The 9,556-nt window shown below is 62.7% G+C and carries 9 protein-coding genes and 2 pseudogenes; 7 read left to right on the top strand and 4 right to left on the bottom strand.

Annotated features, from left to right (window positions below):
* From JQ575_RS45120 to JQ575_RS45115, 4 genes and pseudogenes are all read left to right on the top strand, one after another.
* Nucleotides 1-99 (top strand): annotated as a pseudogene (locus JQ575_RS45120) (chemotaxis protein CheW); the annotation flags it as partial.
* A gap of 25 nt (nucleotides 100-124) precedes the next feature.
* On the top strand, nucleotides 125-514 hold the full coding sequence (locus JQ575_RS33660) for a response regulator (RefSeq protein WP_212001080.1): 390 nt from the start codon (nucleotides 125-127) through the stop codon (nucleotides 512-514).
* 31 nt (nucleotides 515-545) lie between these two features.
* Nucleotides 546-926 (top strand): annotated as a pseudogene (locus JQ575_RS33655) (CheR family methyltransferase); the annotation flags it as partial.
* Entirely contained in the window at nucleotides 892-1,227 is a 336-nt protein-coding gene (locus JQ575_RS45115; protein ID WP_409364848.1) for a PilZ domain-containing protein, read from the top strand. The pseudogene JQ575_RS33655 and the gene JQ575_RS45115, both read left to right, overlap by 35 nt.
* Nucleotides 1,228-1,406: 179 nt before the next feature.
* Here JQ575_RS45115 and JQ575_RS33650 read toward each other — a convergent pair whose 3' ends face one another.
* Entirely contained in the window at nucleotides 1,407-1,769 is a 363-nt protein-coding gene (locus JQ575_RS33650) for a hypothetical protein (RefSeq protein WP_212037462.1), read from the bottom strand.
* A 152-nt stretch (nucleotides 1,770-1,921) separates the two neighbouring features.
* Between JQ575_RS33650 and JQ575_RS33645 the strand changes: the two genes are divergently transcribed.
* The gene (locus JQ575_RS33645; protein ID WP_212001077.1) at nucleotides 1,922-2,560 is read left to right on the top strand and encodes a response regulator transcription factor; all 639 of its coding nucleotides are present in this window, start codon (nucleotides 1,922-1,924) and stop codon (nucleotides 2,558-2,560) included.
* A gap of 153 nt (nucleotides 2,561-2,713) precedes the next feature.
* Here JQ575_RS33645 and JQ575_RS33640 read toward each other — a convergent pair whose 3' ends face one another.
* The 3 genes from JQ575_RS33640 to JQ575_RS33630 all read right to left on the bottom strand — a co-directional run bounded on the left by JQ575_RS33640 (nucleotide 2,714) and on the right by JQ575_RS33630 (nucleotide 7,649).
* The gene (locus tag JQ575_RS33640; protein ID WP_212037461.1) at nucleotides 2,714-6,220 is read right to left on the bottom strand and encodes a PAS domain S-box protein; all 3,507 of its coding nucleotides are present in this window, start codon (nucleotides 6,218-6,220) and stop codon (nucleotides 2,714-2,716) included.
* A 70-nt stretch (nucleotides 6,221-6,290) separates the two neighbouring features.
* Nucleotides 6,291-6,728, bottom strand: a complete 438-nt coding sequence (locus tag JQ575_RS33635) for a response regulator (RefSeq protein WP_212037460.1) — start codon at nucleotides 6,726-6,728, stop codon at nucleotides 6,291-6,293.
* Between the two features lie 201 nt (nucleotides 6,729-6,929).
* A complete protein-coding gene (locus JQ575_RS33630) occupies nucleotides 6,930-7,649 on the bottom strand; it encodes a GntR family transcriptional regulator (protein WP_212037459.1) in 720 nt (239 codons plus the stop codon).
* A 115-nt stretch (nucleotides 7,650-7,764) separates the two neighbouring features.
* Between JQ575_RS33630 and JQ575_RS33625 the strand changes: the two genes are divergently transcribed.
* Both JQ575_RS33625 and JQ575_RS33620 read left to right on the top strand, forming a co-directional pair.
* Nucleotides 7,765-8,772: an ABC transporter substrate-binding protein gene (locus JQ575_RS33625; RefSeq protein ID WP_409364847.1), complete on the top strand. Its 1,008-nt coding sequence runs from the start codon at nucleotides 7,765-7,767 to the stop codon at nucleotides 8,770-8,772.
* 4 nt (nucleotides 8,773-8,776) lie between these two features.
* Entirely contained in the window at nucleotides 8,777-9,553 is a 777-nt protein-coding gene (locus tag JQ575_RS33620) for an ABC transporter ATP-binding protein (RefSeq protein ID WP_212037457.1), read from the top strand.
* Nucleotides 9,554-9,556: the final 3 nt, after the last annotated feature.

The following is a 9,556-nucleotide window of genomic DNA, read 5'->3' as shown; positions in this document are numbered from 1 at the left end:
CTCGCCGGCGGCGTCCACCGCCTCGACGGCCAGCTCATGGTCGTCCTCGATGTCGATCGCGTCCTCGAAATCGTGCCCAAGACCCAACTCGCCGCATAACGATCGGCAAACCGGAGGCCGAAAAATGAAAACATGTCTTGTTGTCGATGATTCCAGCGTCGTTCGCAAAATCGGGCGTCGCATTCTGGAAGAGATGGGCTTTGAAATCACCGAGGCTGAGGACGGCGAGAAGGCGCTCGAAGTCTGCAAGCGCGCCATGCCGGATGCCGTCCTGCTCGACTGGAACATGCCCGTGATGGACGGTTATGAATTCCTCGGCCATCTGCGCCGATTGCCCGGCGGCGATGTGCCCAAGGTGGTGTTCTGCACCACCGAAAACGGCATGGACCATATCTCGCGTGCGCTGCATGCCGGCGCCAACGAATACATCATGAAGCCGTTCGACAAGGATATCGTCGCCGACAAGTTCAAGGAAGTCGGCTTGATCGAAGTCACCGAACCGACACCCGTCTAAATCGTTTTCCGCTTGCGTTGAGAGGCCACCCGTGACCCCGCCAGACTATGAGTATCTGCGTAAGCTCCTGAAGGACCATTCCGGTCTCGACCTGTCCGCAGACAAGCAGTACCTGATCGAAAGCCGCCTGCTGCCGCTGTCGCGCAAATGCGGCCTCGCCGGCATCAGCGAACTCGTGCAGAAGATGAAGGGCGGGGCGCCAGCGATCATCGCCCAGGTGGTCGAAGCCATGACCACCAACGAGACCTTCTTTTTCCGCGACAAGGTGCCGTTCGATCATTTCCGCGATTCGATTGTGCCCGAGGTGCTGAAGGCACGCGCGGCCCGCAAGAGCATCCGGATCTGGTGCGCCGCCGGTTCGACCGGTCAGGAGCCGTATTCGCTGGCCATGTCCAGAAGAGAACAAGGGAGCCGAGCGGGTCACGTTCAGCCGGGGTTACGACGTCTGCATCATGGCGATCGACGGGACCTGGCGCCGGGATTGCCAGCTCAACTCGATCTCCGATACCGAGGCCACGTTGACCGTGGAGGGCTCCATTCAAGGTCTCAACCTCAAGGAGTTCTTTCTGCTGCTGTCATCGACCGGGCTCGCCTATCGCCGCTGCGAATTGGTCCGCGTCAACGGCACGGACATGGACATTCACTTCCTGCGCGGCAAGAACGCCAAGAAGCGGCCGGGCGCAGCGTCGAAGTCCGATGAGATGATGTCCTGAGCGTCTAGCTTCCCGAACCGCCGGTCAGGCGGTGAAATCGCCCATTGCCGAAAAACCGGGCAACATCCGGGACAGGATGGCGGCGAACGGCAAGTGATCGCCGGCACAGGCTGGCCGATGTCCCCAATTTTCAGATGGCCGTATTGGGCGGGCTGCTGCGGCACGGCGCCGCTATTCGCTTACGCGCCGAGAACCGAAAGCGCCGGCGGACTCCAGGCGTAATCGCTGGCGCCCTGCTCCGGTGTATTGGACGGTGTCATGGGGTCGAGCAGCGAGTGGAGGGCGATGGCAAGATTGGCGTCACAGGCCTTCAACGCTACGGTCGCCCTGACATAGGGCGGCGTCACATCATCCAGCACAACGACATTGGCGGAGATGTCCTGGCTGCCGGACGCGGTTTCGCGGGCGATCTCCTGTTCGATCAGCCTCAGGCTCGCCTGGACATGCTCGATCAGGGATATGACATCCGATACCACCGAGCGGTACGCGTTATTTCGGTCGTCAGGTTCGATCGCGATGCCGCCGCCTTGGGGGTTCTGCATGGCTGCACTCCTCGGGCCACTTTTTAGGGGCGCGTTGCTACTTGTGCGTTAAGCGAACGTCCCGTACAAATACGGGGGCGTTTTGATGCGGTATGGAGTTGAGTACCGATATCGAGTGCGCGTCACGTTTCACCATGCACGGAAGTTGAAACATGGCTGAGAAAGCCCACTCCCGCGGGGAGATCTTTGTAGTCGATGACGACCCTGCCGTGCGCGACACGCTTTCCATGGTGCTGTCGGCGGGCGGTTATCAGGTCATTTGTTTTGCCGACGGCGCCGCATTGCTGGCCGTTGCACGAACCCGGACGCCGTCCTGCATCCTGCTCGACGTGCATATCCCCGGCAAATCGGGCCTCGACATCCTGAAGGAACTGCACGGCGAGGACTATCCTGCGCCGATCTTCATGATCTCCGGGCAAGGCGATATCTCGATGGCCGTCAACGCCATCAAGAGCGGCGCGCTGGACTTCATTGAAAAGCCGTTCCGTGGCAGCGAGATCGTCGCACGGCTCGACGAGGCGATCGAAGCCTATGCGCGCCGGCAGGCGGAAAACAACTCCGCGTCCCGGATCGCGACGCTGCATTTTCCCGGACGCGAGCCGCTCACGCGCCGGGAACGCGAAGTGCTCGAGCAGTTCACCGCCGGCGCGTCCAACAAGGAAGCGGGCAGGCACCTTGGGATCAGCCCGCGGACCATCGAGGATCACCGCGCCAACATCATGAAGAAGCTCGGGGCCCGCAACGCCGCTGACCTGGTCCGAATCGTGATGACCACTTCGCGTCAGGCGTGAGTGGGCGGCGACGGCGCAGCTTTCGCGAGAATGCGCGGCGGCTGTAGGCCGCTGGAGCGTTTTCCAGCGAAGTGGACACCGGTTCGCGTCAAGAAAACACGTCAAATCTAGAATCCAGAACCCCGTTCCGATTCGATCGGAACGGAAAAGGCTCTAGTCGCCGAGGGCCTTGCGGATCATGATGGCCATATCCGATTTGCGATAGGGCTTGGCCAGCAGCAGCACGCCCTCGTCGAGCCGGCCGTGGTGGATGATCGCGTTTTCGGTATAGCCTGACGTGAACAGCACTTTCAGCCCGGGCTTGATCTTCAGCATCTCGTTGGCGAGCTGGCGGCCGTTGAGGCCGGGCATGATCACGTCGGTGAACAGCAGGTCGAACGGGTGGCCGGCGTTGACGATCGCGAGCGCCTCCGTCGCGTTTCCCGCATCCAGCGTCACGTAGCCGAGCGAATGCAGTTGCGTCAGCACGTAATTGCGCACCAGCGCGTCGTCTTCGACCACCAGGATCGTCTCGTTGCCGCCCTCGACCGTCGGCCCGTGGCTCGGCCCGGCCGCAAGCGATGTGCCTGAGGCCGGCGGCAGGTACATCTTGATCGTCGTGCCGTGGCCTTCCTCGCTGTAGATCATGACGTGGCCGGCGGATTGCTTGACGAAGCCGTAGACCATGCTCAGCCCGAGGCCGGTTCCCTTGCCGGGTCCCTTCGAGGTGAAGAACGGATTGAACACCTTGTCGAGGATGCCAGCGGGAATGCCGGTTCCGGTATCGCTGACCGCGATCATCGCGTAGCGGCCCGGCCGGACGTCATTATGCGTCCTGGCGTAATGCTCATCGAGCACGACCATGCCGGTTTCGATGATCAGCTTGCCTCCGTCAGGCATCGCATCGCGGGCGTTGAGGGCGAGATTTAGGATGGCGGTGGCCAGTTGATTGGGATCGACGATCGCCGGGCAGGACTCGTCTTCGAATACCGATTCGATCTCGACATGCTCGCCGAGCGTACGCTGCAGCAGTTTCGCGGTGTCGATGATCAGCGTATTGACGTCGGTTTCCTGAGGCTCGAGCGGCTGCTTGCGGGCAAATGCCAATAGATGCTGGGTGAGGTCGGCGCCGCGTGACGCGGCTTCGTCGATCATCCGCGTGATGGCCGCCAGTTGCGGCTCGTCCTTGACGGCGTCGGCCAGGATTTCGATCGTCCCGGTGATGACGGTCAGGATATTGTTGAAATCATGCGCGATGCCGCCGGTGAGCTGGCCGACGGCTTCCATCTTCTCGGACTGCCGGATGCGGTCCTCAGTGGCTATCTTGTCGGTGAGGTCGCGTAGGAAACCGTTGAACACGAAGCCGTTGCGGCGCTTCAGCGCGGTGACGCTCAGTTCGACCTTGATCTCCTTGCCGTCGCGGCGCATCGCGTCGATCTCGAGACGGCGGCCGAGGATCACCCCGTCACCGGTGCGCAGGAACCGTTCCAGGCCGGCCGCATGCGCGTCGCGATGGACGTACGGAATGATCAGTTCGCTGAGTTTGGCTCCGACCGCTTCATCACGTGTCCAGCCGAAGATATTCTCGGCTTGCGAATTCCAGTCCGCGATCGTGCCCTGATCGTCCATCTGGACAAAGGCATCGAGCGCCGTGTTGATGATCCCGCGGGCCAGCTGTGCGCTTTCACGCAAGGTTTCCTGCGCCCGGCGGGTCTCGGTCATGTCGCGGCCGACAAAGAAGAACCGTCCCACCGGTTCGGACCAGACCCCGAGCCAGGACAGCCACACTTCGCGTCCGCTCTTGTGAAAGCAACGCGTGTCCGCAATCGCCGGGCGTTGCCCGCGCCGCAAGGCGCGCATTTCCCGGCGCGAGTTCTCCAGATGGTCGGGATGGATGAAGTCCTCTCCACTGCGGCCGATCATCTCGCCGGGCCAATAGCCCAGGATGACGGCGCAACTCGGGCTGATCTGGACCACGGATCCCCGTGAATCCGTCACCATGATCAGATCCTGCGAAGTCTCGAAGACGCGGCGAAGCTCCTCGGCCTGTTGGCGCAGCTCCAGCCGGGTCTTGTTGCTGTCGGTAATGTCGCGGGCAACCTTCGATATGCCGATGGTCGCGCCCGAGGGCGCCTTGATCGGCGAAATGCTGAGCGAAACCTCGATCGGCGTGCCGTCCTTGCGAAGGCGCGTGGTTTCGTTGTGCTCGATGCTTTCGCCCCAGCCGATCCGGCGCAGGATATCCTGCACTTCGGGCAGCCGGCCGGCGGGCATCAGGATCGCGATGTTCTTGCCTGCCGCTTCCGCGGCACTGTATCCGTACAATCGTTCCGCGGCAGAGTTCCAGCCGGTGATCGTGCCGTCGAGCGACGTCGTGATGATCGCATCGTTGGATGACTCGACCGCCGCGCTGAACAGGCGCTCGCGCTCGGCGTGGTGGTCGCGCGCCGCGATGGTGCGGCGATGCTCCTGAACCTCCTGCTGCAGTGCTGCGGTCTTCTCGTTGACCTCCTCGATCACGTCAGCGAACGCACGCGCCAGCACGCCGGTCTCGCCGCGAGCGTCAACCGGAACGGCGATTTTCCCGTTCCGGGCGGCGCCCTGTACGGCGGCGGTCAGGCGAACGATCGGCCGGGTCAGCGACCTCGCGATCAGCAGGGCCAGCACTGCCGCGCATAGCACGGCGATCGTTCCGACCAGGAGGGAGGTGTTCCTGATGCTGGCGGCCGGCGCCATGATCACGGCGTTGGGGGTGGTTTCGATCACGCCAACCCATTCGGTACCAGCCAGAAGGGCAGGGGCGAGAGCTATCCCGCCCGAGCGGGCAGCATGATCCGGGACGATTTCGGCGATGCCCCGGGTTGCCCCTGCCTGTGCCGCCAGTTGCGGAAAGTCGGCTTTCCAGTCGTTGGGCGTGCCGATCAGCGTGCCGAACTCGCGTGAATGGTCGGGATGAATGAGATAATCGCCCTGCCGGTTGACGACGTAGATCGTCTCGCCCGGCAACACCGACGACCGCACGCGGTCGAATGCCCGCCGCATATCGACATTGATCATGAAAATGCCGAACAGCTTGCCGTCATCGGCGAAGAGCGGCGTCGCGATCCGAATCGTCGGCCTGTGCTTCTCCTCGATCAATCCGTCGCGGCGTCCCAGATCGAGCGGCGAAACGTAGATTTGTCCGGGCCCGAGCGCGAGCGTTTCGGTGAAATAGTTTCGGTTGCTTCGCTTCTGCAGTCCCTCTTCGGGAACGATCCGAACCGCATCGTTTGCTCCCATCCGGTCGACGCGGACAACCTCACGGCCGTCGTCATCAAAGCTGAAGATCCGCAACATCGCATAGGTGGGCTTGGCTTCGAGCTCCGCCGCAAAGCGGGTTGCTATCCGGTCCCGCCACGTTTTTTCCGAGACGCCATCCACCGGATCGATGCCGCCCGCCCTTCGGGCGTGGACCAGTCCCCGCAACGCCGCCGCCGAACGAAAGCTCGCGACGTCTCCGGTCGCACTGGCCGTGTAATATTCGAGGTCGGTCGCCACCTGCCGCGAATGCGTCTCGATGCGGTCGCGGGCGCGCAGCAGCAGCGCTTGCTCCAGGCTGCGATAGCTCAGCCAGCCGACCGCGGAAACCGCGAGCGCGACCAACGCAATCATGGCGATGGCAAGCCTGGTTGTGAGCGTCATCTTTTGATTCGATCGCCCTCCCGTTCATCCCGAGCAAGCGGCTGGGCGAACCCGGCAATGCTATTTCGCATTACGGGCAGGAAGCAACTCCGCCAGGGGCATGGGATGAACTTGATGACAGGCGTTTGGCGGCCTCCAGGCAGCTCGTGACCGTCGCCAGCAGGGCCGCCGGCTTGAACGGTTTCTGCAGACTGGAGACGGCGCCAAGCTTGGTCGCCATGGTCAGGAAGTCGGGGGCGCCACCTTCTTCGGAAGATATCGGCCGTCCCGAGATCACGACGATCGGGATCAGTGGCCGCAGCTGGTGAACCAGCCGCATGGTCTCGAACCCGTCCATTCCCGGCATGAAGATGTCGAGAAACAGCAGATCGAAATCTTCCTTTTCGAACAGCGCAAGCCCCTTACGGCCGTCACCGGCGGTGACCACGCTATGGCCTGCGCGCTCGAGCAACAGGCGGACCGTGGCCTGAACCGCGGTATCGTCGTCTACAATCAATATTCTTGCCAAAAGAAGGTTCTCCGGGCGCCCGCTGGAATCAGGTCAACGGCAGGTTGCGATTTTCGCTGAAACCTTGTTCTCCTGCAACGGTTTCCCGGCTGCAGATGTTCCTGCCGAAAACCGCATATCCGCCTGTTGTCGGGTGGACAGCGTACAATTGCCGCCGCAACCGAGCCGATTCGTTCTGATGGCGCGGTTAATTTGCGGTGTTCAGTCGCTCAGATATTCCGGATACCGCGCCCGGATCTGGGCGAGTTCGCTGAGCGTCCCCGACAGATGGGTGCGCAGATGCTTCTGCGCCCCGTCCGGATCGCCGGCGTCGATCGCCTTGGCGATCAGCCTGTGGTGCCGCACGATGTCCTGCGCCTTGCCGGGGGAGGGCAGATGCAGCCGGCGCAGCCGGTCGATATGGCCGCTGCGGCTCTTCACCAGCGTCCAGATGTCCTGCTTGTCGGCCGCCGTATAGAGCTGGGCGTGGAATTCATTGTCGGCGGCCATGAACTTCTCGAACTCGCCGGCCTTGGCGAATTGCTGTTGGCGCACGATTGTTCCATTCAGCTCGGCGACGAACGCTTCGTCATGGCTGATCGCCAGCCCGCGCACGATCTCCAGCTCGACCGCCTGCCGCAAGAAATGCGCCTGCTGGGCCAATCGCACATCGACCCGGCTGACCACGGTCGCATATTGCGGGAACACGTCGACCAGGCCTTCCTCCTCCAGTCGCATCAGGGCGTCGCGGATCGGCGTCGAACTGATTCCGAACTGCCCGGCCAAAGCGGCCCGCGACAGCGGCGATCCCGGCGGCAGCTCCAGCGAAATGATCATGCCGCGCAGACGCTCGAATACCTGGGGCGCAGCCTGCCGGTCGCGATCGAGCCGCTCGGGGGAACGCGGTGCGGCGCGGCGGGCGGCGATTGGCGTTGGACCCATCGGAACAACGGTCCTTTCAGAAGGTGCTTGCCTCAAATACACTAATATATTAGTGCATCTCGTTTAGGGCGTCAATGCGTAGAGACCGCCGGAGGAAACAACGATGAAGAGCATGATGTGGCGCGCCGCTGCAGGCGCAATCGCGGCACTCGGAATTGCGCTGTCGGGCGCGCCCGCGCTGGCGCAACAGAAGAGCGAGATCGCGCTGTCGCGGCAGCCCGGCATTTTCTACATGCCGTCGCACATCATGGAAAAGCAGAAGCTGATCGAAAAGCACGCCGCGGCGCTCGGCGTGCCCGGCGTGTCAACCAAATGGATCAATCTGAGCGGCGGCGGTGCGCAGACCGACGCGCTGCTTGCCGGCGGCGTCGACATTCTCAACACCGGCACCGGCAATCTGCTGCTGCTGTGGGATCGTACCCGCGGCGGCGTCAAGGGTATCGTCGCCACCTCCGCGCAGCCGATGACGCTGATCAGCCGCGACGCCCATATCAAATCGCTGAAAGATATCGGCCCCAACGACAAGATCGCGGTGCCGACCGTCAAGGTCTCGACCCAGGCCATCGTGCTGCAGATCGCAGCCGCCGAACTGTTTGGCGCCGATCAATGGTCGAAGCTAGATCCCAACACCGTGCAGCTCGGTCATCCCGACGCCTATGTGGCGATGACCAACGCCCAGCACGAGGTTCGCAACCATTTTGCGATCCCGCCGTTTACGTTCCTCGAACTGAAGAACGTGGCCGGCGCGCATGTCGTGCTGTCGTCGCCCGACGTGATGGGCGGGCCGCTGAGCCAGGCGCAGTTCTTCACGACCACCAAATTCGCCGACGCCAATCCGAAGATCGTCCAGGCGGTGCGCGACGCCACCAAGGAAGCGCAGGATCTGATCCGGAGCGATACCAAGGCAGCCGTCGAAATCTACAAGGAAGTCACCGGCGACAAGACCAGCGTCGAGGATCTGCTGGCCTGGCTCAAGGAGCCCGGCATGATGGAGTGGAACCTGCAGCCGCAGGGCACCATGAAATTCGCCGCCCATCTGTTCAAGACCGGCACACTGAAGACCCGGCCCAAGGCATGGACCGAGTACTACCTGCCGATGGCGCATGACCTGAAGGGCAACTGAGGCGATGACGGCGCTTCTCGACGTCAGCGACGTAACGCTGCGCTACAAGACTTCGAGCGCGGTGGTGACCGCGACCGAGCGGGTCAGTTTCACGGTCGATCGTTCCGATCGTTTCGTGCTGCTCGGTCCCTCCGGTTGCGGCAAGTCGACCTTGCTGAAGGCGGTCGGTGGCTACATGACGCCGAGCGAAGGCAAGATGCGGATCTCGGGCCGCGAGATCACGGAGCCCGGCGCCGATCGGATGATGATCTTCCAGGAGTTCGATCAGTTGCTGCCGTGGAAGACGGTGCTGGAAAACGTCATGTTCCCGCTTCTGATGACGCGGCGGCTGCCGCGCAAGGAGGCCGAGGTTCGCGCCCGCGCCTACATCGAGAAGGTCAGCCTCACCCGCGTCGTCGATTCCTATCCGCATACGCTGTCGGGCGGCATGAAGCAGCGCGTCGCGATCGCGCGCGGCATGGCAATGGAGCCGGACATCCTGTTGATGGACGAGCCGTTCGCTGCGCTGGACGCGCTGACCCGGCGCACCTGCCAGGACGAATTGCTGCAGCTCTGGTCGGAAACCAAGTTCACCGTGCTGTTCGTCACCCATTCGATCGCAGAAGCGATCAAGATCGGTAACCGCATCCTGCTGCTGTCGCCGCATCCCGGGCGGGTCAAGGCCGAAATCATCGACGTCGATCAGGTCTCCAGCGAGGACGGCAGCGCCGCCCGGCTCGAAAAGCAGATTCACGATCTGCTGTTTTCGAGCGCGGACAACGAAGCCGCCGCGGTACACTAAGAA

It is taken from the genome of Bradyrhizobium sp. JYMT SZCCT0428, assembly GCF_018131075.1.
GTDB lineage: Bacteria > Pseudomonadota > Alphaproteobacteria > Rhizobiales > Xanthobacteraceae > Bradyrhizobium.
Note: the sequence above shows the minus strand (reverse complement) of the source record. Positions and strands in the feature narration are given on the sequence as shown.

What these genes read in the sequence shown, in the direction of transcription:
- JQ575_RS33660 (WP_212001080.1), top strand. Translation starts at nt 125, where the DNA reads ATGAAAACATGTCTTGTTGTCGATGATTCCAGCGTCGTTCGCAAAATC.
- JQ575_RS33650 (WP_212037462.1), bottom strand. Translation starts at nt 1,769, where the DNA reads ATGCAGAACCCCCAAGGCGGCGGCATCGCGATCGAACCTGACGACCGA.
- JQ575_RS33645 (WP_212001077.1), top strand. Translation starts at nt 1,922, where the DNA reads ATGGCTGAGAAAGCCCACTCCCGCGGGGAGATCTTTGTAGTCGATGAC.
- JQ575_RS33640 (WP_212037461.1), bottom strand. Translation starts at nt 6,220, where the DNA reads ATGACGCTCACAACCAGGCTTGCCATCGCCATGATTGCGTTGGTCGCG.
- JQ575_RS33630 (WP_212037459.1), bottom strand. Translation starts at nt 7,649, where the DNA reads ATGGGTCCAACGCCAATCGCCGCCCGCCGCGCCGCACCGCGTTCCCCC.
- JQ575_RS33625 (WP_409364847.1), top strand. Translation starts at nt 7,765, where the DNA reads ATGTGGCGCGCCGCTGCAGGCGCAATCGCGGCACTCGGAATTGCGCTG.
- JQ575_RS33620 (WP_212037457.1), top strand. Translation starts at nt 8,777, where the DNA reads ATGACGGCGCTTCTCGACGTCAGCGACGTAACGCTGCGCTACAAGACT.